The organism is Mesorhizobium sp. M0833 (assembly GCF_040319905.1).
Classification (GTDB): Bacteria; Pseudomonadota; Alphaproteobacteria; order Rhizobiales; family Rhizobiaceae; genus Mesorhizobium.
Genome location: NZ_JAMYOQ010000024.1, coordinates 19,313 through 39,327 on the forward strand (window position 1 = coordinate 19,313; position 20,015 = coordinate 39,327).

Sequence of the window (20,015 nt, forward strand, 5' to 3'; positions counted from 1 at the left end):
CTGGTCCTGTCCAACATCGCACGCTCTAATCGAGCGGCCCTTGTGGCAGACTGCCGCCCGGCTTTCAAGCATCGCCAATCGCTCAGGCTGTCTCGCCTCGACAATGCTTTCTCGGCTCGGACGCGGACTGCTACGCCGAATGTTTACGCTCGGCTGAAACCCTGAAGCATGGCAAAGCGTATGGTATCATGTACCTTCAGGCAGCGATTTCTCGGGGACAACGGAGACAGGCCATGCGCCGCGCGTTTTTCGCATTCGCAGTCGTTCCATTCATTTTCGCATCCCAGGCCTTTGCTGGCGACGCCGAAGTCAAAGCGGCGCAGACGGTCATCGATGGTCAGTTGAGGGCCTTCATCGCCAATGACGGAATGACGGCCTACAGCTTTGCCGCACCGAATGTGAAGCGCCTCTTTCCGACCGTCGATACCTTCATGAACATGGTGACCAACGGCTATCCGCCGGTGCGCCAGCCGCAGACCTACTCTTTCGGCAAGGTTCGTGAGACGAGCCCGACCTCGATCATCCAGCAGGTGCTGATCGTCGGACCGGACGGCAAGGACTATGAAGCGGTCTATACGCTCGAGCAGCAGCCCGACGGCAGCTTTCGGATCACCGGCTGCAGCCTGCGCGCGTCCGTGTCGCTCAGCACTTGAGCCTTCGATCACCTCACTGGGAGATCGCCCCGCCTCCAGCCTTCGGAAATCTCAGCTGAGCGTGCTTCCAACCTGCCAGCTTCGATCGCTTCACGAATGTCGCGCATCAGCTGCTGGTAATAGGACAGATTGTTCCAGGTCAGGAGCATCGCCCCAAGCGCCTCTTGCGAGCGCACCAGATGGTGCAGATAGGCGCGCGAATAGTCGCGTGCGGCCGGGCAGTCGCTTTCCTCATCGAGCGGACGCGGATCGTCGGCATGGCGGGCGTTGCGCAGATTGACCTTGCCGCGCCGTGTATATGCAAGGCCGTGGCGCCCTGCCCGCGTCGGCATCACGCAGTCGAACATGTCGATGCCGCGCGCTACCGACTTCAAGATGTCGTCCGGCGTACCGACACCCATCAGGTAGCGCGGCCGCTCAACCGGCAGCTCCGGGCAAGTGATGTCGAGCATCTCCAGCATCACCGCTTGCGGCTCGCCCACAGCCAGCCCGCCGATCGCGTAGCCCTTCAGCTCCATTGCCTTCAGTGCCTGCGCCGAGCGCAGCCGCAGATCCGGCACGTCGCCGCCTTGCACAATGCCGAACATCGCCTTGCCGGGCTGCTCGCCGAATGCCGTCTTGCAGCGCTCGGCCCAGCGCAACGACAACTCCATGGCACGCTCGATCTCGTTCTGCTTGGCCGGCAGAGCCGTGCATTCGTCGAGCTGCATCTGGATGTCAGAATCGAGCAGCCCCTGGATCTCAATCGAACGCTCCGGCGACATCTCGAAGGCGCCGCCGTCGATATGCGAACGGAAGGTCACGCCGTTCTCGGTCAGTTTCCTCAGCTTCGATAGCGACATCACCTGGAAGCCGCCGCTGTCGGTCAGGATCGGATGCGGCCAGCGGGCGAACTCATGCAGGCCGCCGAGCCGCGCCACGCGCTCGGCGCCGGGTCTCAGCATCAGGTGGTAGGTATTACCAAGGATGATGTCCGAGCCGACGCCGCGCACCTGATCCATATACATGGCCTTCACCGTGCCGCCGGTACCGACCGGCATGAAGGCAGGCGTGCGGATTTCCCCGCGCGGCATGGTGATTGCACCACGCCGCGCCCTGCCGTCGGTCGCCAGCACCTTGAAGGTGAATTCGTCAGTCATTGAATTCCCTAGCCATCGAACTCCTTGTCGAATACCGGCGCGTCCGGAGCTTGCCTATCGAGCGATTGACGGTAGCGGATGCAGCCGCGCATGAATTTCGGCCACGGCGGCACGGCAATCGCCGGCTCGGTCTTTTCGGGCAAAAGCGACCACAGGTCGGGATGATGCCAGCACAGATCATGGCCGGTGGCGTCGCGGTGTTGGCGGATGCCGGCGCGTAATTTCCTGACCTCGCCGATCAATGCTTCGCGGTCGAAGGTTTCCAGGTCATCGTCCATTACTATCCTCCCTGAACAGAAGACTTGCGTCTCCATAGGAATAAAACCTGTAGCGATTCTCGATGGCATGCGCATAGGCCGCCCGCATCGTCTGCAAACCGCAGAAGGCCGAAACCAGCATGAACAGCGTCGAACGCGGCAGATGGAAATTGGTCATCAGCATGTCGGCGGTCCTGAAGCGATAGCCGGGGGTGATGAAGATGTCGGTCGGGCCTGACCATGCGGCCAGCCTGCCCTCCTCGCCAGCCGCGCTCTCCAACAAACGCAGCGATGTCGTGCCGACGGCGATAATGCGCCCTCCTTTTGCTTTCGCCGCATTCAGCGCCTCGGCGGTTTCCGGGCTGACCGAACCGGTTTCGGCGTGCATCTTGTGGTCGGCGGTGTCGTCCGCCTTCACCGGCAGGAACGTACCGGCGCCGACATGCAGCGTGACGAAACGGCGCTCTATGCCCTTGGCGTCGAGCGTCGCAAACAGCTCCGGCGTGAAATGCAGCCCTGCCGTCGGCGCGGCGACCGCGCCCTCCTCCCTGGCATAAATGGTCTGGTAATCGCTGCGGTCGCGTTCGTCGTCGTCACGTTTGGAGGCGATGTAGGGCGGCAGCGGGATGTGGCCGACAGCGTGCAGCGCCTCGTCGAGGAACGGACCTGACAGGTCGAAGCCGAGCAGTACCTCGCCGCCTTCCCCCTTCTCGATCACGGTTGCATCGAGTTGGCCGAGAAAGCAGGAATTGGCATCATGACCGAAATGGATGCGGTCACCGGCTGCGATGCGCTTGCCCGGACGCATGAAGGCGAGCCAGCGGTCGGGCGCCGTCCGCATATGCAGCGTGGCTTCGACCTGCGCTGCTGCTTCGCCGCGCCGCCTGATGCCCTTCAATTGTGCCGGAATGACCTTGGTGTCGTTGAAGACCAGCACATCACCAGCCTTGAGCAGGGCCGGCAGGTCGCGCACCGTCCGGTCTTCGAGCCCCTCACCCGGCCTGACCACCAGCATCCTGGCGCTGTCGCGCGGCTCGGCTGGGCGAAGCGCAATGCGTTCTTCCGGCAGATCGAAGTCGAAAAGGTCGACGCGCAAGAAAACCCCGCCTCAAGGTTCCGGGCAGGTCACCGCCCAGGCACCGACACTGTCTATGCTCAGCGTACCGCCCATCGCGAAACTGGACTGCTCGCTGGCCTTGACCAGCCGCAATTTGGCGACGATCGAGCTGAGGCCCTCATCAGTGAGATCGATCAGCATGCGCTCGTCGTCTTCGAATGCCTGTCCAACGATGACTTTCGCTGAGCCTGGCTGGCCGTCCGTGGTCCATGTCTTGCCGCCGGCATCCAGCCACACCCGCGCCACCGCAATGACGGCCGTGTGTCCCATCAAAACATCAATCGATGCCGCGCCGCCGTCGGCGCTGCAAACGATCGATTCCGTCGCCAGCGCCGGAGTGGCCGCCGCGACGAGCACAAGTGCGATGGCCGCGACAGCCCGGCTGGTCATTTCACGTCGGCCGCAACCTTGAGCGATACGATCTTGTCGGGGTCCTGCACCGGTTCGCCGCGCTTGATCTTGTCGACATTGTCCATGCCTTCGATGACCTGGCCCCATACAGTGTACTGGCGGTTGAGGAAGGCGGCGTCGTCGAAGCAGATGAAGAACTGCGAATTGGCCGAGTTCGGGTTTTGCGAGCGCGCCATCGAACAGGTGCCGCGGCCATGGTTGGCGTTGGAGAACTCGGCCTTCAGATCGGGCTTGTCGGAACCGCCAGTGCCGGCGCGCGACGGCGCGAAAGACGGCTTGTTGGAATTGCCGAACTTCACGTCGCCGGTCTGCGCCATGAAGCCGTCGATGACGCGGTGGAAGACCACGCCGTCATAGGCGCCTTCGCGTGCTAGCTCCTTGATACGGCCGACATGGCCGGGCGCCAGATCTGGAAACAATTCGATGACCACCTTGCCCTTGGTCGTGTCCATGATAAGCGCGTTCTCGCGGTCCTTGATTTCGGCCATGTCAGAAATATCCTTTTGAAACTTGGGTTTACTTGCCGTCGGCGGCGATGCGCACCTTGATCATGCGATCGGGATCGGTCACCGTCCCGTTCTGCGCCTCGTCGCCTTTCTTGATGTGGTCCACCAGCTCCATGCCGCTGACGACATTGCCAACGATGGTGTACTGGCCATCGAGCGGCGGTGCCGGCGCGAACATGATGAAGAATTGCGAATTGGCGGAATTCGGATCGTCGGAGCGGGCCATGCCGACCACGCCGCGCTGGTAGTGCTCGGTACTGGAGAATTCGGCCGGCAGGTCAGGAAGATCGGAGCCGCCGGTGCCGACAGCGTCGGCATTGAAGCCGCTCTTCATGTTGCCGAACTTGACGTCGCCGGTCTGCGCCATGAAGCCGTCGATGACGCGGTGAAAGGCGACGTTGTCGTAGGCGCCCTGGCGCACCAGCTTTTTGATCTGCGCGACGTGTTTCGGCGCAAGGTCGGGCCTCAGCGCGATGGTCACGTCGCCGTCCTTCAGCGTTACGATCATGGTGTTTTCCGGATCAGCGGCAAAGGCCGACACGGATGCGGTCAAAAGACCGGCAAACACGGCAAGCAAGAAGGCAAGCTTTTTCAGCTGCATGGGATCTTTCTCCGAATATCTTCGTTCATGCATGTCGTTACCCAAAGCCGGGTTCCACTTTTGGGTGACATGCATTTATTTCGCGAATTTGGCGGCGAGTGCGCCGGCCACGGCCGCCGGCACGAAGGGGCGGATGTCGCCTCCCATCGAAGCTATCTGGCGCACAAGTGTGGCGGTAATGGTGCGCACCGAGGGGCTGGCGGGCAGGAACACCGTCTGCAGCTCCGGCGCCATGGTCTCGTTCATGCCGGCCATCTGCATCTCATAGTCAAGATCGGCGCCGTCGCGCAGGCCGCGGATCATGATCGAGGCGCCATGCTTCCTGGCCGCATCGATGACCAGCCCGTCGAAGGCGACCACTTTGATACGCGCACCGTCGCTGCCGAATTCCGCCTTTGCGGCCGTTTCGATCAGGCCAACCCGTTCTTCCAAGGAAAACAACGGCTTCTTGCCGGGATGGGTGCCGATCGCCGCATAGATTGTATCCGCCACGGCCAGCGATGCCTTCAGCACGTCGAGATGCCCGTTGGTCAGCGGGTCGAAAGAGCCAGCATAAAGGGCGATGCGTTCGGTCATGGCAGGTGCTTCTAGCGAGCCTCTCCCCTAAAGGCAAATCCGATCGACAGGCCCGCCCCATGAACCTTTTGGCCGACGTGAACGACAGATGAATGTGCCGCTCACAACGGCTTCACGCAGTGTTCACTAAGTTGCAGCTGCAAAAGATGAAACCAAACACCCACCTGATCGTTGTTAGGCGCAGGAGAACACGCACATGCTGATCTACATGCTTGCCACCGCAATGACCGTCGCCATGCTGATTGCTACCGTATTCGGGTTACATCAGGAAGCACAGCGCGTCCGCGCCAAGGCCAATACCAAGCAGTTCGAAGGCTTCGGCATCCGTAGGCCTTATCGGCATTTCTAGAGTGTTTGTTGACAACACCGGACCGACCTATCGGGCTGGCGGCGTCGTGGCAACTCACTCGACGTTGTTGTTGTCAGGCTCCCCACCTTCGGTAGCAGCGCCGCTTTCAGCCTCGACACTCTCTTCGATCTCTTCGTCCGCCTGCGGCTCCGAAATCCGCTCCACCGAAACGACCTTCTCGCCCTCTGCGGTATTGAAGATCGTAACGCCCTTGGTGGCGCGGCTGGCGAAACGAATGCCGTTGACCGGGACCCGAATGACGGTTCCGCCATCCGAAACCAGCATGATCTGATCATCATTGCCGACCGGGAAGGTCGCAACCAGGCGGCCGATTTCGGCCGTTTTCGAAACGTCGGTGGCGCGGATACCCTTGCCGCCACGGCCGGTCAGGCGGAAATCGTACGACGACGAACGTTTGCCGTAGCCATATTCCGTCACCGTCAGCACGAACTGCTCATGTGCCTTGAGGAATTCGTACCGCTCGTCCGAAAGCTCCGCCTCTTCGCCGACCTCTTCGTTGGTAAGCTGGATTTCTTCCTCCTCACCGGCCGCGATGTCGGCGGCGAGCCGGCGTTCAGCCACCACCCGCTTGAGGTAGGCGGCACGCTCCGCCGGCGGCGCATCGACGTGCTCGATCACCGCCATCGAGATCACCCGGTCGCCATCGGCCATCGCAATGCCGCGCACGCCGACCGAATTGCGGCTCTGGAAGACGCGTACGTGGCTGACCGGAAAGCGGATGCACTGGCCGGAACTTGCCGTCAAAAGCACGTCGTCATTGTCGGTGCAGGTCTCGACGCCGAGGATCTCATCGCCTTCCTCGTCCAGCTTCATGGCGATCTTGCCGTTGCGGTTGACCTGGACGAAGTCCGACAGCTTGTTGCGACGCACGGTGCCGCGCGTGGTGGCAAACATGACGTCGAGCTCGCCCCAACTCGTCTCATCCTCCGGCAGCGGCATGATCGTGGTGATGCGCTCGCCCTGTTCGAGCGGCAGCATATTGATCAACGCCTTGCCGCGCGATTGCGGGTTGCCGATCGGCAGGCGCCAGACCTTTTCCTTGTAGACGATGCCACGCGAGGAGAAGAACAGCACCGGCGTGTGGGTGTTGGCGACGAACAGCCGGGTGACGAAATCCTCTTCCTTGGTCGACATGCCGGAGCGGCCCTTGCCGCCGCGGCGCTGCGCCCGGTAGAGCGACAGCGGCACGCGCTTGATATAGCCGGAATGGCTGACCGTGACGACCATGTCCTCGCGCTGGATCAGGTCCTCGTCTTCCATGCCCGCCCCGCCCTCGGCGAGCTCGGTGCGGCGCGGCGTGCCGAACTCGTCGCGCACGGCGATGAGCTCGTCCTTGACGATCTGCTGGACGCGGGCGCGGGACGACAGGATGTCCAGGTAGTCCTTGATCTCGTCGCCGATCGTGTTCAGCTCGTCGGCGATCTCGTCGCGGCCGAGCGCGGTCAGGCGCTGCAGGCGCAGTTCGAGGATGGCGCGCGCCTGCTCCTCGGAGAGATTGTAGGTACCGTCCTCGTTGATGCGATGGCGCGGGTCGTCGATCAGAAGAATCAGCGATTCCACGTCGCCCGAAGGCCAGCGTCGCTCCATCAACTGCTCGCGCGCCGTCTGCGGGTCCGGAGCGCTGCGGATCAGCTTGATGACTTCATCGATATTGGCAACCGCGATAGCAAGGCCGACCAGCACATGGGCGCGGTCGCGCGCCTTGCGCAGCAGGAATTTCGTGCGCCGGCTGATCACCTCCTCGCGGAAGGCGACGAACGCCTTCAGCATGTCGGTCAGCGTCAGCAATTCCGGCTTGCCGCCGTTCAGCGCCACCATATTGGCACCGAAGGACGTCTGCAGCGGAGTGAAGCGGTAAAGCTGGTTGAGGATGACGTCGGCGACGGCGTCGCGCTTCAGTTCGATGACGACGCGGTAACCCTGGCGGTCGCTCTCGTCGCGAATGTCGGAAATGCCCTCGATGCGCTTGTCGCGCACCAGTTCGGCCATCTTCTCGATCATCGATGCTTTGTTCACCTGATAGGGAACCTCGGTGATGACGATCGATTCACGGTCGTTGCCGCGCGCCTCGATGTTGACGCGGCCGCGCATGACGATGGAGCCGCGGCCGGTCGAATAGGCGCTGTAGATGCCGGAACGGCCAAGCACGATGCCGCCGGTCGGGAAATCCGGTCCCGGAATGATCTCCATCAGCGCCGGAAGGTCGATCGCTGGATTGTCGATGAGGGCAATGGCGCCGTTACAAACCTCGCCCAGATTGTGCGGCGGGATGTTGGTGGCCATGCCGACGGCGATGCCGCCGGAGCCGTTGACCAACAGGTTCGGAAAGCGCGCCGGCAGGACTTTCGGTTCGCTGCCGGACGCATCGTAAGTGTCCTGGAAATCGACGGTGTCCTTGTCGATGTCTTCCAGCAACTCATGCGCGACCTTGGTCAGCCGCGATTCCGTGTAGCGCATCGCCGCCGGCGGATCGCCGTCGATCGAGCCGAAATTGCCCTGCCCGTCGATCAGCGGCACGCGCAGCGACCAGTCCTGCGCCATGCGCACCAAAGCGTCGTAGATAGAGGCGTCGCCATGCGGATGGTATTTACCCATCACGTCGGCGACGGGGCGTGCCGATTTCACATATTTGCGGTTCCAGTGATAGCCGCTCTCATAGGCGGCGTAGAGGATGCGGCGATGCACCGGCTTGAGGCCGTCGCGCACGTCCGGCAGCGCGCGACTGACGATCACGCTCATGGCGTAATCGAGATAGGAGCGCTGCATCTCCTCGATGATGGATATCGGCTCGATGCCGGTGGGGCCGCCGTCGGCGCCGCGCGGTGTCTTCTGGTCGGTCAAATCGGATCACAATCTAATCAGGAATCACTTGGTGCTTATATAGGAAGCCGGCCCGAAACTCCAACAATCGCGGCAGTTTTCCAATGTGGTTTTTAGCGGCAAATTCAAAAGGATACACCAATTGCGACGATATGGCCGTGGCACCCTTTCACGGGCGTCGCCGGCGGGCGCGATAATTACCCGGCGCCTCGCCTATCAGCCGCCGGAAACGGCGGTTGAAGGTTGATAGGTCGTTGAATCCCGCCGCAAAGGCGATCGCCGAAATTGTGTTATCTGACGTCCGCAGCCGCACGGCTGCCCTGTGCAGCCGCGTTCTCAGCAGGAATTGGTAGGGCGTCATGCCGGCAACGTGCCGGAAGGTGCGCAGGAAATGGTAAGGGCTGGTGGCGGTCTCGTCGGCGAGTTCGGCAAGCGAGATCGGCCGGTCGGCATCGACTTCAATGCGCCGCACCGCTTCGGCAATACGCTTCTGGTCACGGCGGCTCGGCGTCCGTCCCCGATCCGTGGCGTTGCAAGCCGCTGTTACCGCGGCACCGGCAACGCGCAGGGCGAGTTCCTCGAACGCGCCGGTGTCGGCCATCTCGCGCGCCGCCTCCGCTTCGGCGAGCAGCGGCACCAGCGCCGGCAAGGGCGGCAGGCGCGGCGTGCTGAAATCGAGCGTCTTGGCGCCCGGCACGTCGGCGACGATCCGCTCCATACAGGCCGGTCCGAAATGGAAGGAGAGGCAACGGTCGCCGGCGCCATGCTCGTGCCCGCACTCATAGCATGTGCCGGGATTGCCGAGCAGGAGCGCGCCCGGCGCCAGCATCGCCGTGCCCTGGCGGGCACGATAGCGGAAGGTGCCGCTGGTTACGGCAGCAACGCAGAAATGCCGATGCTCCTCCTCGAATGGCCTGTCGGCGGCGCTGGCGGTGCAGATGACATCCGACACCTGCCAGCCTCGGCCCGACGCCAGCCTATGCGCGCTCGTCGTCATCGCCCAAACATAGCAATTTTTCCCAAGCGCAGAACCCCTGTCGGCCTCATGCTTGCCGGTCTCCTGACAAGATGAGAGCGAAGCCATGTCCAATTCCTTTGCCAAGGCCCTGCACAGCGATGGGCCCACACCGGCCCTTGCCGAGAAACTGAACCTTTACGGCCGCTTCGTCGGCGCCTGGACGTTCGACGCCACGCGCCATCTCGAAGACGGTCAGGTGCTGACCGGGCGCGGCGAGGTGCATTTCGGCTGGGTGCTTGAAGGCCGCGCGATCCAGGACGTATGGATCCTGCCAGCTCGTGACGCTGGTTCCTCCCCTTCGCTCGGGAAATGGACCTTCTATGGTACGACGTTGCGCGTCTATGACCCAGGCGTCGACGCCTGGCACATCTTCTGGAGCGACCCGCGCAACCAGTATTACAGCCGCCAGCTGGGCCGCGTCGAAGGCGACACGATCGTCCAATTAGGCGCAGACGGCACCGGCCCTTCGGTACGCTGGAGCTTTTCCCGGATCACCGGAGATTCCTTCCGCTGGCTGGGCGAGCGTTCGTTTGACGACGGCGCCACCTGGCGTCTCGAAGTCGAGTTTCTGGCGCGCCGCACCGCCAGCCCCTGATCCGCACGGTTTCCACTGGCTTCGCTTTGCTCTACCAATCCCGCTAACCGGCATTGCCGGCGGGGAGGGTCAGCATGCCGAGCTTCGACAGCCTGTTCAACGCCTTCGTCACCATACTGGTGACGATCGATCCGCCCGGCCTGGCGCCGCTCTTCCTTGCCGTGACCCGCGGCATGAACCGCGAGGAGCGCAACCAGGTCTCCGTGCGCGCCTCGATCATCGCTTTCCTGGTGATGGCATTGTTCGCAATCGCCGGCGCGTCGATCCTGTCGGTCTTCGGCATCACCCTGCCGGCCTTCCGCGTCGCCGGCGGCTTTCTGCTGTTCTTCATCGCCTTCGAAATGGTGTTCGAGCGCCGGCAGGACCGTAAGGAGAAGATCGGCGACGTCGCCATCACCAGGGACATGATCCACAACATCGCCGCCTTTCCGCTGGCGATCCCGCTGATTGCCGGTCCCGGCGCGATTTCGGCGACCGTCCTGCTCTCAAGCTCGTTTCAGGGTTTTGGCGCGCAGACAGCCCTTGTCGGCATCATCGCCATCTGCCTCGTCATCACCTACCTGGTGTTCGTGCTGTCAGAGCGCATCGACCGTATCCTCGGCCAAACCGGCCGTTCGATCCTGACACGGCTGCTCGGCGTCATCCTGGCGGCGCTCGCCATACAGTTCGTCGCCGACGGCATCAAGGCGCTGATGGCGACTTAGGAACTGCCCTACTTCGCTGTCGTTTCAATGACTTCGAAGTCGTGGGTAATCTCGGCAGTCTTGGCCATCATTGCCGAGGCCGAGCAGTATTTCTCGATCGAAAGCCCGATCGCCCGCTTCACCTTGTCGTGTGACAGCGCGCGGCCCTTGACGACAAAATGCATGTGAATGCGGGTGAACACCCTGGGATCGGCTTCTGCACGGTCGGCATCGAGTTCGACCACGCAATCTTCGACCGCCTCGCGCCCCTTTTCGAGGATATGGACCACGTCATAGGCCGAGCAGCCTCCGGTGCCGATCAGCACCAGTTCCATTGGGCTCGGCCCCGGCGTCTTGCCCTCCGGCCCGAACGCAGTGCCTAGCACCAACTTGTGCCCACTGGCGGACTCGCCAACGAAAGTGCGCTCCTCGACCCATTTGACCCTTGCTTTCACTTGATACGTCCTTTCACCGCTCAAACGCACAACGTCCCGAAAATCCAAGACCGATTTTCGGGACGCCATTTCGTGGCCAAGGTGCTGGCGCTTTTCGCCGCAAGGGCAGTCCGCCCCGAGAAATCAGAACGGGATTTCGTCGTCCAGCTCGCGCGATGAACCACCGCCGCCGCCCTTGTTGGCGCCACCCCGATTGAAACTTTCGCCCGGGCCGGACTGGCCGAAATCGGAACCGCGGCTCGCACCACCACCGGCATAGTTGCCGACCTGGCCGCCGCCCTCGCCCCGCGCATCAAGCATCTGCAGCTCGCCGCGGAATTTCTGCAACACGATTTCGGTCGTATAGCGGTCGTTGCCGGTCTGGTCCTGCCATTTGCGCGTCTGCAGCTGGCCCTCGACATAGACCTTCATGCCTTTCTTCAGATACTGCTCGGCCACCTTGGCGATCTGGTCGTTGAAAATCACGACATTGTGCCACTCGGTCTTCTCCTTGCGCTCTCCGGATGTCTTGTCGCGCCAGCTTTCCGACGTCGCGATGCGGATATTGACGACCGGGTCACCCGAATTCAGGCGGCGGATTTCAGGGTCCGCCCCGAGGTTGCCCACCAGAATGACCTTGTTGACGCTACCCGCCATGACACTTCTCCGCGCTCATCCGAAACCAAATTCTTGTCGCTGCACCTTACAGGCTATGGACAATCCCTGCCTGCCGTGGCTGCCTTTTCCCACAAGGTTTTTGTTCTCTTTTCGTTCTAGGTTAAAGGTCCTGCACTGTCAATAGATGTCAGTAACAAGTAGTGTCTTGGCGCCGAATTTTCCACGAACCCTGAGATCGAGGCGAACTCAATGAAGATGGTCGAGCATGACGATCAGCCGCAAGAAGAATGGCGGACGGGAGTAAAGACCCGCATGCATGTCTCGGTCTGCAACGGCGCAACTCAACTTTGCATATTTGAACAATGGGTCGAACCCGCGGTTGGCGCCCCGACACATTGGCACCCGGTCGAGGAAGTGCTTACCGTCATCGCTGGCAGGGCCGAGATGTGGATCGATGACGAGCATCTCGTCTTGACTGCCGGACAGTCGCTTGTTGTTGCCGCGCACAGGCAACATGGCTTCCGAAACGTCGGCTCCGAACTGCTTCATATCCATGCCGTGCGTCACCAGTTTTTGAGGCAACGTTTAACGGATCTCCAGACATGGTGAGACGCTGGCTTCCGACGCGTTTGTAAAATCTCGCCGGTCGTAAAAAACACTGCTTGTCTTAAAAACGCGACTTGCCAAACCTATAAGTATTGACTTATGCTTCTGGAATGATCGAAGCAGAGATTTTTCGGGCACTGGCCGATCCAACGCGTCGCGCCGTCTATGAGCGGCTCGCCGACGGCGAGATGACGGTATCGGAACTCCGCAATGGCATGCCAGTTTCGCAGCCGGCGGTATCGCAGCACCTCGCGGTGCTGCGAGGTGCCGGCCTCGTGGTCGAACGCCGGGCCGGCCGCAATGCCTATTACCGCGCCGATCCGAACGGGCTTGTGCCGCTGCTCGGCTGGATCGAACGCTACCGCGCGTTCTGGCCAGAGCGCATCGAAAGGCTCAAGACGGTTTTGAAGGACATGGACCAATGACCAGCCGAGGCAAAGAACGCGCGGAAATGGCGGCAGACAAGATCGAGTTCGAGTGCGAGCTGCCCGAGCCGCCGGAAAAAGTGTGGCGGGCGCTGACAGTGCCGGACCTGCTCGCGGCCTGGATGATGCCAAACGACATTGAACCAAAGGTCGGCAACCGCTTTGCCTTTAAAGCGCCGGATGCGCCGATCGAGTGCGAAATCCTCGACGCGGATCCCGGACGGCTGCTGCGCTATTCCTGGCGGGAGCGGCCGGCGCCCGACGATACGCAGGTGCCGCCCGACAGCCCGGTGGACAGCCCAATGAACGATAGCCCAGTGGACAGCATCGTCACCTTTACGCTCGACCGCACCGTTTCCGGCGGCACACATCTGCGCATCGTCCATGATGGTTTTGCTCGGGCAGCAGTGCCGGAGATCGCGATGGCAGGCGCCGGTTGCCGACTTTCGTTTGAAGCGCGTACTCCCAAGTACAAGCAGATCGCCGCAAACACCCCGCGCCTCTTTATGCGCGCGGCCTGAACGACGACAGTCAAAGGAGATAACGATGAGCGGCCTTGCCAATTTGGTGCCGATGGTGATCGAGCAATCGAGTCGCGGCGAACGTGCCTTCGATATATTTTCGCGGCTGCTGCGCGAGCGCATCGTCTTCATCAACGGGCCGATCGACGACGGCACCTCGGCGCTGGTCTGCGCCCAGCTTCTGTCGCTGGAATCCGACAATCCCGACAAGGAGGTCTCGCTCTACATCAACTCGCCGGGTGGCGTGGTGACCAGCGGTTTCGCCATCTACGATACGATGCAGTATATCAGCTGCCCGGTCTCCACCGTTTGTATGGGCTTCGCCGCCTCGATGGCCTCGTTTCTCCTGATGGCGGGCACGCCAGGGCGGCGTATCGCGCTACCCAACACCAGCATCGTGCTGCATCAGCCTCTCGGCGGTTTCCAGGGCCAAGCCTCCGATATCCAGCGCCATGCCGAGGGCATCCTTCGCACCAAGCGGCGCATGACCGATCTCTACGCCCACCATTGCGGCCGCACCTACGAAGAAGTGGAACGCACGCTCGACCGCGACTTTTTCATGACCGCCCAGGAGGCCAAGGATTGGGGACTCGTCGACCATGTTTTCGACACTCGCAAGCAGGCCGCATGAACGAGCCGGGCCGGCGGACGGAACCGAGGCGGTTGATCGCCCGCAATTTCAGCGCCATCGATCTGGTCTTGCCGCCATCACGGCACTATAGTGCGGCGATGACCGCCAGCCGTTCATCCAGCCTGTTATGCCTTGCTATCGCTACTGTGGCCGGCACCAACATGCTGGTGGACATGGCATTTGCCCAAGATAATTCGACGTCTTCGCAAAAGGGCGCCCTGCCCGGCGTGACCAGCGACTATCGCATCGCCGAGCCAGCGCCGCAGCCTGAGCCCGACGACGCGGTTCCAAGCAGCGGCAACGGCACGTTCAAGATCGGCGATACCGACGTTCGCATTTCCGGCAGCATAACCATCGATGTCGCTACCGGCGGGATCAGGCCCCCCAGCCGGTAAGTTCGCCTGGCATGCACCACAAATGTGCGCTTCAAACGAATAGCCCCGTCATTGCTTGTGCAATTGACGGGGCTTCTTGGATCTAAAATCCAAATTGCCGGGAGTGTACTGCCGGCTTTTTATTTCGGATGCTTCGCGGCGTTCAGCCGACGATCCGACTAGCAGTCTCTGATTGTTGTGGGGATCGGCAGGTCAACGTTGGCAGGTAGCGCAAAACGCCTGGCCTAGCCACTTATACCTGCCGCGGCTCCAGCGACACGTGGAGCCTCAAGGAACTGTCCGGTGGAGTCATGCCTCTGCTCTCCTTCTGTTCGTTGCGACTGTCGTCGTCGAAGCGCTCATCGCATAACCCGCGGCGTCTCGCAGGCTAGCCCCAGGCCGCGAGGCCATCGAAAGACGGCCGGCTTCGTTGACGTTTGGACTCTGCCCCCGTGACAGGTGGACGTCAACCTTGAATGGCCGATTACCGAAAAATGTGATCGCGAGACGCTTTGTGAACCCCGGGTGAACCCAGCCGCACGGGCAGCTTTTGTCAGGAGCGTGTTCGGCCTTTGTTCTTTCCGCTTGCCCGTTCGCGCGAAAGGCGGTTAAACGCTTTGGTCGAGAGTTGTGGCGTCTCTCGAAAAGGCGGCGAAATTACCTACATAGGGGATGGTCGGGAAAACCCGCCCATCCCACGAATTCCAGATTCTGAGGCGGCGACCGGCGATGGCCGACCATAAATATCTCTCCATTCGCGGGGCACGCGAACACAATCTGAAGAATGTCGATCTCGACCTGCCGCGTGACAGCCTGATCGTCATGACCGGCCTGTCGGGGTCAGGCAAGTCGTCGCTTGCCTTCGATACCATCTATGCCGAGGGCCAGCGCCGCTATGTCGAGAGCCTTTCGGCCTATGCACGACAATTCCTCGAAATGATGCAGAAGCCGGACGTCGACCAGATCGACGGCCTGTCGCCAGCCATCTCCATCGAGCAGAAGACCACCTCGAAGAATCCACGTTCGACTGTCGGCACCGTCACCGAGATCTACGATTATATGCGGCTTTTGTTCGCCCGCGTCGGTGTACCCTATTCGCCGGCCACCGGCCTGCCGATCGAGAGCCAGACGGTCTCGCAGATGGTCGACCGGGTGCTTGCAGTCGAGGAAGGCACCCGGCTGTTCATCCTGGCGCCGATGGTGCGCGGCCGCAAAGGCGAGTACCGCAAGGAACTGCTGGAGCTGCAGAAGAAGGGTTTTCAGCGCGTCAAGGTCGATGGCGTCTTCTACGAGATCGCCGACGTGCCGGCGCTGGACAAGAAGTACAAGCATGACATCGACGTTGTCGTCGACCGCATCGTCGTGCGCGGCGATCTGGCGACGCGGCTCGCCGATTCCATCGAGACCGCGCTGAAACTTGCAGACGGACTGGCGGTAGCGGAATTTGCCGACAGGCCGCTCGACGCCAGCCAGACCGGCGAGGATTCGGTCAACAAATCGAAGAACGAGACGCATGAACGCATGCTGTTCTCGGAAAAGTTCGCCTGCCCGGTATCCGGTTTCACCATTCCCGAGATCGAGCCCAGGCTATTCTCCTTCAACAATCCGTTCGGCGCCTGCCCGACCTGCGATGGGCTCGGCAGCCAACGCGCCATCGACGCCAGCCTGGTCGTGCCCGACGAGAATGTCTCGCTGCGCGCCGGCGCCGTCAGCCCTTGGGCGAAATCGACGTCGCCCTATTATGCGCAAACGCTGGAAGCGCTGGGCGTTGCCTACGGCTTCAAGCTCGGCGACAAGTTCAAGGATCTGAGCGAAGAGGCAAAGCAAGCCATCCTGCACGGCACCGGCGAGCGCGAAATCACCTTCCACTACGATGACGGCCTGCGCTCCTACAAGACGACCAAGACCTTCGAGGGCGTCATCCCCAACCTCGAGCGCCGCTGGAAGGAAACCGAATCCGCCTGGATGCGCGAGGAGATCGAGCGCTTCATGTCGGCCACGCCCTGCCCGGCCTGCCGCGGCTATCGGCTGAAGCCCGAGGCGCTCGCGGTCAAGATCGCCGGCAAGCACATTGGCGAGGTCACCGAGCTGTCGATCCGCAAGGCCGACCAGTGGTTCACCGATCTGCCCGCTTCGCTCAACGACAAGCAGAACGAGATTGCGGTGCGCGTGCTCAAGGAAATCCGCGAGCGGCTGCGCTTCCTCAACGATGTCGGGCTCGATTATCTGACGCTGTCGCGCAACTCCGGCACGCTGTCAGGCGGCGAGAGCCAGCGCATCCGTCTTGCCTCGCAGATCGGCTCCGGCCTGACCGGCGTACTTTACGTGCTGGACGAGCCGTCGATCGGTCTGCACCAGCGCGACAATGCCCGCCTGCTCGATACGCTGAAGCATCTGCGCGACATCGGCAACACAGTGATTGTCGTCGAGCATGACGAGGACGCCATCCTGCACGCCGACTATGTCGTCGATATCGGCCCGGCCGCCGGCATTCATGGCGGCCACATCATCGCTCAGGGCACGCCGCAGCAGATCATGGCGACGCCCGCTTCGATCACCGGCAAATATCTGTCGGGCGAGCTCGAAGTGGCGACGCCGGCAGTGCGGCGCGAGGCCAAGAAGAACCGCCGGCTGAAGGTCGTCGGCGCGCGCGGCAACAATCTGAAGAACGTCACCGCCGAAATCCCGCTCGGCACGTTTACCGCCGTCACCGGCGTGTCCGGCGGCGGCAAGTCGACCTTCCTGATCGAGACCCTGTTCAAGGCGGCGTCGCGCCGCATCATGGGCTCGCGCGAGCATCCGGCCGAGCACGACCGCATCGAGGGGCTGGAATTCCTCGACAAGGTCATCGACATCGACCAGTCGCCGATCGGGCGCACCCCGCGCTCCAACCCCGCCACCTATACCGGCGCCTTCACGCCGATCCGCGACTGGTTCGCCGGCTTGCCGGAGGCCAAGGCGCGCGGCTACCAGCCGGGCCGCTTCTCGTTCAACGTCAAGGGCGGCCGCTGCGAGGCCTGCCAGGGCGACGGCGTCATCAAAATCGAGATGCACTTCCTGCCCGACGTCTACGTCACCTGCGACGTCTGCCACGGCAAGCGTTACAACCGCGAAACACTGGACGTCCTTTTCAAGGGCAAGTCGATCGCCGACGTTCTCGACATGACGGTCGAGGAAGGCGTCGATTTCTTCGCCGCCGTGCCAGGCGTGCGCGACAAGCTGGAGACGCTGAAACGGGTCGGCCTCGGCTACATCCATGTTGGCCAGCAGGCAACGACCTTGTCGGGCGGCGAGGCGCAGCGCATCAAGCTTGCCAAGGAACTGTCGCGCAAGGCGACTGGCAAGACGCTCTACATTCTCGATGAGCCAACCACCGGCCTGCATTTCCACGACGTCGCCAAGTTGCTTGAAGTGCTGCACGAGCTGGTCGACCAGGGCAACACGGTCGTCGTCATCGAGCACAATCTAGAGGTGATCAAGACCGCTGACTGGGTTCTCGATCTTGGCCCCGAAGGTGGTGACGGCGGCGGCGAGCTGGTGGCGTCCGGCACGCCGGAGGACATCGTCCGCGAAAAACGCAGCTATACCGGGCAGTTCCTGAGGGAATTGCTGGAGCGGCGCCCCGGAGGCAAGCGCGAAGCGGCGGAGTGATGGCAAAGAACGGTCTCATCACGGTCCAAAGCCGCTTCGGCGTGACCGAAACCATCGATCGCCTGGTCGAAACTGTCGAACGTGCAGGATTGCTGGTCTTCGCCCGCATTGATCACGCCGCTGGTGCGCGCAGCGTCGAAACATCACTGCGTCCAACCCAGCTCCTGATTTTCGGCAATCCGAAAGGCGGTACGCCACTGATGCAGGACCGGCAGCTTGCCGGCATCGATCTGCCGGTCAAGGCACTGGCTTGGGAGGACGAGCAAGGCGAGGTCTGGCTCTCCTACAATGACGCGCACTGGCTCGCTGAGCGCCACGGCTTGGGCGACGCCAGTCGCAATGCCGTCGCTGCGATCGCCGACGGCATGGACAAGGTGATTGCGGCCGCTGCCGGCGCGGGCCAGTTTTGATGATGAGAGCCGCTCGGGCCGATGATCTCCCCACGGTGATTTCGCTCACCACCGACGCCTACGCGCCCTACACTGCCCTGTTCGGAGCGCCGCCGATCCCAGTCACCGAGGACTATGCGCCGCGCATCCAACGCGGCGAGGTCTGGCTTTTGGAGCAGAACGGACAGCCGGCCGGCTTGATCGTTCTCGAACGACATGCGGACCATACAATGATCTTCAGCGTTGCCGTTGCGCCAGCCTTTCAGGGCAAGGGTTTCGGCATCGGGCTGCTCGACTGGGCCGAGCAACAGACGCGCTTGTGGAGCTTGCCTGAGATCCGACTCTACACCAATGCCAGAATGGAACGGAACGTTTCGTTGTATAAGGCCTACGGCTTTCGCGAAACGGGTCGCCGGCCCAATCCATATCGGCCAGGATGGACGGTCGTCGACATGGCGAAAGCCGTCGAGACGACCGCCATCGCGTGATCCTTTTCTGCAAACCGGGAGGACGACCATGACTCAATCAGGAACAATCCGCGCCGGCATGGGCGGCTGGACCTTCGAGCCGTGGGACACGTCCTTCTACCCGGACAAATTGTCGAAGGCCAAGCAACTGCATTATGCCAGCCGGCAGGTGCCCACTATAGAGGTCAACGGCACCTATTATTCGAGCTTCAAGGAGCCGACCTTCGTCAAATGGGCCAACGAGGCGCCGGATGGTTTCGTCTATTCGCTGAAGGGCAACCGCTTCGTCACCAACCGCCGCGTGCTCGGCGAGGCCGGGGAATCGATCATGCGCTTCCTCGGGTCGGGCGTCGCGGCACTTGGCGACAAGCTCGGGCCGATCCTGTGGCAGTTCGCGCCGACCAAGAAATTCGACCCGGACGATTTCGAGGCCTTCCTCAAGCTGTTGCCGGAAAAGCAGGACGGCGTTGCGCTGCGCCACGCGGTCGAGGTGCGTAACGACAGCTTCGTCGTGCCGGAGTTCGCCGCCTTGGCGCGAAAGCACAAGGCCGCCATCGTCTATGCCGACCACGCCAAATATCCTGGGATTGCCGACGTTACCGGCGATTTCATCTATGCGCGGCTGCAGACCGGCAGCGACGACAATCCCGATTGCTACACGCCAAAGGCGCTCGACGAATGGGCGGCGCGCGCAAAAACCTGGGCGGAAGGCAAGGTGCCGGCCGACCTGTCGCGTGCCGATCCTTCAACCGACGCGCCGGTCAAGCCACGCGATGTGTTCGTCTACTTCATCACAGAGGGCAAGGTCCGCGCTCCATTCGGCGCCATCGCGCTGATGAAGCGGGTCGCAGGCTGACGCCCCGCTGTCGGTGGTCCGCGTGGCTTGGTCCTAAACTACCGGCTATGCGGCGCGTTCGTCCGGACGCCGATCAACCCTGACGATCTCGTTAAAGGCATCGAGATCGACATAGAAGACCTTGGTGATCTCCGCGATGAGTTCGTCGTGGTCATACCCCTGCGATTTCAGAATGTTGATGGCTGTCAGGATGTCGACGCGCTCCGTGAGCCGTCGTTTCTGGTAGTCCTCGACATAGCACTCCATTGACTGGCCCTGGCTCCCAAGCACCCGAAATGTTGGACGACAACAGATCGC

Annotated in this window: 25 protein-coding genes; 13 read left to right on the forward strand and 12 right to left on the reverse strand. The window is 62.0% G+C overall.

Annotated features, from left to right (window positions below; genetic code table 11):
- Positions 1-233: 233 nt before the first annotated feature.
- On the forward strand, positions 234-653 hold the full coding sequence (locus NKH98_RS23730) for a DUF4864 domain-containing protein (protein WP_352736588.1): 420 nt from the start codon (positions 234-236) through the stop codon (positions 651-653).
- 8 nt (positions 654-661) lie between these two features.
- On the opposite strand, the gene tgt is transcribed toward NKH98_RS23730, so the two are convergent.
- The 7 genes from tgt to coaD all read right to left on the reverse strand — a co-directional run bounded on the left by tgt (position 662) and on the right by coaD (position 5,260).
- Positions 662-1,792 carry a tRNA guanosine(34) transglycosylase Tgt gene (gene tgt, locus NKH98_RS23735; protein WP_352902186.1) on the reverse strand — a complete coding sequence of 377 codons (1,131 nt, stop codon included), beginning with the start codon at positions 1,790-1,792 and terminating at the stop codon, positions 662-664.
- 8 nt (positions 1,793-1,800) lie between these two features.
- Positions 1,801-2,070 carry a hypothetical protein gene (locus NKH98_RS23740; RefSeq protein ID WP_352902189.1) on the reverse strand — a complete coding sequence of 90 codons (270 nt, stop codon included), beginning with the start codon at positions 2,068-2,070 and terminating at the stop codon, positions 1,801-1,803.
- On the reverse strand, positions 2,060-3,145 hold the full coding sequence (gene queA / locus NKH98_RS23745; RefSeq protein WP_352902192.1) for a tRNA preQ1(34) S-adenosylmethionine ribosyltransferase-isomerase QueA: 1,086 nt from the start codon (positions 3,143-3,145) through the stop codon (positions 2,060-2,062). Before queA ends, NKH98_RS23740 begins: the two co-directional genes overlap by 11 nt.
- A 12-nt stretch (positions 3,146-3,157) precedes the next feature.
- Positions 3,158-3,556: a hypothetical protein gene (locus tag NKH98_RS23750; protein ID WP_352876624.1), complete on the reverse strand. Its 399-nt coding sequence runs from the start codon at positions 3,554-3,556 to the stop codon at positions 3,158-3,160.
- On the reverse strand, positions 3,553-4,065 hold the full coding sequence (locus NKH98_RS23755; RefSeq protein WP_254817363.1) for a peptidylprolyl isomerase: 513 nt from the start codon (positions 4,063-4,065) through the stop codon (positions 3,553-3,555). The genes NKH98_RS23750 and NKH98_RS23755 overlap by 4 nt, the downstream gene beginning before the upstream one ends.
- Positions 4,066-4,093: 28 nt before the next feature.
- Entirely contained in the window at positions 4,094-4,684 is a 591-nt protein-coding gene (locus NKH98_RS23760; RefSeq protein WP_352902195.1) for a peptidylprolyl isomerase, read from the reverse strand.
- A 75-nt stretch (positions 4,685-4,759) separates the two neighbouring features.
- Positions 4,760-5,260 (reverse strand): pantetheine-phosphate adenylyltransferase, encoded by a 501-nt coding sequence (gene coaD, locus NKH98_RS23765; protein ID WP_352902198.1) that lies wholly within the window; start codon positions 5,258-5,260, stop codon positions 4,760-4,762.
- 196 nt (positions 5,261-5,456) lie between these two features.
- Between coaD and NKH98_RS23770 the strand changes: the two genes are divergently transcribed.
- A complete protein-coding gene (locus NKH98_RS23770; protein WP_352478968.1) occupies positions 5,457-5,609 on the forward strand; it encodes a hypothetical protein in 153 nt (50 codons plus the stop codon).
- A 54-nt stretch (positions 5,610-5,663) separates the two neighbouring features.
- Here the strand turns inward: NKH98_RS23770 and gyrA are convergent, their stop codons facing one another.
- Positions 5,664-8,471 carry a DNA gyrase subunit A gene (gene gyrA / locus NKH98_RS23775; RefSeq protein ID WP_352902201.1) on the reverse strand — a complete coding sequence of 936 codons (2,808 nt, stop codon included), beginning with the start codon at positions 8,469-8,471 and terminating at the stop codon, positions 5,664-5,666.
- 148 nt (positions 8,472-8,619) lie between these two features.
- Positions 8,620-9,447 carry a helix-turn-helix transcriptional regulator gene (locus NKH98_RS23780; RefSeq protein WP_352902269.1) on the reverse strand — a complete coding sequence of 276 codons (828 nt, stop codon included), beginning with the start codon at positions 9,445-9,447 and terminating at the stop codon, positions 8,620-8,622.
- 85 nt (positions 9,448-9,532) lie between these two features.
- On the opposite strand from NKH98_RS23780, the gene NKH98_RS23785 reads away from it, so the two are divergent.
- Complete coding sequence (locus NKH98_RS23785; RefSeq protein WP_352902204.1) at positions 9,533-10,063, forward strand: hypothetical protein; 531 nt, start codon at positions 9,533-9,535, stop codon at positions 10,061-10,063.
- A 74-nt stretch (positions 10,064-10,137) separates the two neighbouring features.
- Positions 10,138-10,767 carry a MarC family protein gene (locus NKH98_RS23790; RefSeq protein ID WP_254817370.1) on the forward strand — a complete coding sequence of 210 codons (630 nt, stop codon included), beginning with the start codon at positions 10,138-10,140 and terminating at the stop codon, positions 10,765-10,767.
- Between the two features lie 8 nt (positions 10,768-10,775).
- Here the strand turns inward: NKH98_RS23790 and NKH98_RS23795 are convergent, their stop codons facing one another.
- Both NKH98_RS23795 and NKH98_RS23800 read right to left on the reverse strand, forming a co-directional pair.
- On the reverse strand, positions 10,776-11,201 hold the full coding sequence (locus NKH98_RS23795) for an OsmC family protein (RefSeq protein WP_352455706.1): 426 nt from the start codon (positions 11,199-11,201) through the stop codon (positions 10,776-10,778).
- A gap of 123 nt (positions 11,202-11,324) precedes the next feature.
- Positions 11,325-11,837 carry a single-stranded DNA-binding protein gene (locus NKH98_RS23800; RefSeq protein WP_352448761.1) on the reverse strand — a complete coding sequence of 171 codons (513 nt, stop codon included), beginning with the start codon at positions 11,835-11,837 and terminating at the stop codon, positions 11,325-11,327.
- A gap of 273 nt (positions 11,838-12,110) precedes the next feature.
- On the opposite strand from NKH98_RS23800, the gene NKH98_RS23805 reads away from it, so the two are divergent.
- The 9 genes from NKH98_RS23805 (at position 12,111) to NKH98_RS23845 (ending at position 19,718) form a co-directional block, all read left to right on the forward strand.
- On the forward strand, positions 12,111-12,407 hold the full coding sequence (locus tag NKH98_RS23805; protein ID WP_352902271.1) for a cupin domain-containing protein: 297 nt from the start codon (positions 12,111-12,113) through the stop codon (positions 12,405-12,407).
- A 107-nt stretch (positions 12,408-12,514) separates the two neighbouring features.
- Positions 12,515-12,829 (forward strand): ArsR/SmtB family transcription factor, encoded by a 315-nt coding sequence (locus NKH98_RS23810; protein WP_352902207.1) that lies wholly within the window; start codon positions 12,515-12,517, stop codon positions 12,827-12,829.
- Positions 12,826-13,350 carry an SRPBCC family protein gene (locus NKH98_RS23815; protein ID WP_352902210.1) on the forward strand — a complete coding sequence of 175 codons (525 nt, stop codon included), beginning with the start codon at positions 12,826-12,828 and terminating at the stop codon, positions 13,348-13,350. Before NKH98_RS23810 ends, NKH98_RS23815 begins: the two co-directional genes overlap by 4 nt.
- Before the next feature lie 25 nt (positions 13,351-13,375).
- Complete coding sequence (locus tag NKH98_RS23820; protein WP_254817374.1) at positions 13,376-13,981, forward strand: ATP-dependent Clp protease proteolytic subunit; 606 nt, start codon at positions 13,376-13,378, stop codon at positions 13,979-13,981.
- A 98-nt stretch (positions 13,982-14,079) separates the two neighbouring features.
- On the forward strand, positions 14,080-14,376 hold the full coding sequence (locus NKH98_RS23825) for a hypothetical protein (protein WP_352645843.1): 297 nt from the start codon (positions 14,080-14,082) through the stop codon (positions 14,374-14,376).
- Between the two features lie 708 nt (positions 14,377-15,084).
- Entirely contained in the window at positions 15,085-18,006 is a 2,922-nt protein-coding gene (uvrA, locus tag NKH98_RS23830) for an excinuclease ABC subunit UvrA (RefSeq protein ID WP_352645584.1), read from the forward strand.
- On the forward strand, positions 18,006-18,416 hold the full coding sequence (locus tag NKH98_RS23835; protein WP_352645582.1) for a DUF302 domain-containing protein: 411 nt from the start codon (positions 18,006-18,008) through the stop codon (positions 18,414-18,416). The genes uvrA and NKH98_RS23835 overlap by 1 nt, the downstream gene beginning before the upstream one ends.
- A complete protein-coding gene (locus NKH98_RS23840; protein WP_352645580.1) occupies positions 18,413-18,883 on the forward strand; it encodes a GNAT family N-acetyltransferase in 471 nt (156 codons plus the stop codon). The genes NKH98_RS23835 and NKH98_RS23840 overlap by 4 nt, the downstream gene beginning before the upstream one ends.
- Positions 18,884-18,911: 28 nt before the next feature.
- On the forward strand, positions 18,912-19,718 hold the full coding sequence (locus NKH98_RS23845) for a DUF72 domain-containing protein (protein WP_352478977.1): 807 nt from the start codon (positions 18,912-18,914) through the stop codon (positions 19,716-19,718).
- 45 nt (positions 19,719-19,763) lie between these two features.
- On the opposite strand, the gene NKH98_RS23850 is transcribed toward NKH98_RS23845, so the two are convergent.
- On the reverse strand, positions 19,764-19,964 hold the full coding sequence (locus tag NKH98_RS23850; RefSeq protein ID WP_352507871.1) for a hypothetical protein: 201 nt from the start codon (positions 19,962-19,964) through the stop codon (positions 19,764-19,766).
- Between the last annotated feature and the right edge of the window lie 51 nt (positions 19,965-20,015).